Origin of the sequence: Pseudomonas baetica, assembly GCF_019733355.1 — a bacterium.
In the GTDB taxonomy this organism is placed as follows: Bacteria; Pseudomonadota; Gammaproteobacteria; order Pseudomonadales; family Pseudomonadaceae; genus Aquipseudomonas; species Aquipseudomonas baetica_A.
Window position 1 is genome coordinate 1 of sequence record NZ_JAIHLQ010000120.1, and the last position, 1,092, is coordinate 1,092.

The 1,092-nt window shown below is 62.0% G+C and carries 1 protein-coding gene; it reads right to left on the bottom strand.

Annotated features, from left to right (window positions below):
• A partial coding sequence (locus K5E40_RS34320; RefSeq protein WP_221734429.1) for an immunoglobulin-like domain-containing protein occupies positions 1 to 1,092 on the bottom strand: 1,092 nt, incomplete at both ends.

The following is a 1,092-nucleotide window of genomic DNA, read 5'->3' on the forward strand; positions in this document are numbered from 1 at the left end:
GCATCGTTAGGCGCAGTGGTGGTCACGGTGCCGGTGGTTTTGCCGACTTCGATGGTGATGTTCTGACCGTTGGCCAGAGTCACCACGACAGGCGAACCGGTAACCGGAGCACCCACAGTGGCGGTGTAAGTGACGGTGCCGCCTTCAGCAGCCGACTCGGTCGCGGTGAGTTTGACGGTGGTGGTGTCGATGGTGTCGGTGACGTTGGTAACCGTCGGAACGGTGCTCGGGACCAGGTTCTCGAAGTTGCCGCCGGTCGCGGTGGCAATGGTTGCTTCGACTTTGCCGGCATCTTTGTAAACGTCATCGGCTGGAGCCGGAACAGTCACGGTGCCCGTGGTTTTACCGGCCTCGATGGTGATCACTGCGCCGTTGGACAGAGTCACGGTGACTGGCGAGCCAGCGGCATTGGTCAGGGTGGCGGTGTAGACGATTGAGCCACCCTCGGCGACCGAGTCGGTCGCGCTGAGCGACAGGTTGGTGGTGTCGACGGTGTCAGTCACGGTGGTGCTGACTGGCGTCTTATCGGCGACCAGATCTTCGTAGTTGCCGCCGCTAACGCCAGTGATCGAGTTGGTCAGCGGTGCCTGGCCGACCAATGCATCGTTAGGCGCGGTGGTGGTCACGGTGCCAGTGGTTCTGCCGACTTCGATGGTGATGTTCTGACCGTTGGCCAGAGTTACCACGACCGGCGAGCCAGTGACGGGTGCATCGACGGTTGCGGTGTAAGTGACGGTGCCACCTTCAGCCACGGAAGTATCGGCCGTCAGTTTGACGGTCGAGGTGTCGATGGTGTCGGTGACGTTGGTAACCGCCGGAACGGCGCTCGGGACCAGGTTCTCGAAGTTGCCGCCGGTCGCGGTGGCAATGGTTGCTTCGACTTTGCCGGCGTCTTTGTAGACATCATCGGCAGGCGCTGGAACAGTCACAGTGCCGGTGGTTTTACCGGCTTCGATGGTGATCACTGCGCCGTTGGACAGAGTCACGGTGACTGGCGAGCCAGCAGCGTTGGTCAGGGTGGCGGTGTAGACGATTGAGCCGCCCTCAGCCACGGTACCGGTCGCTGACAGCGACAGGTTGGTGGTGTCGACG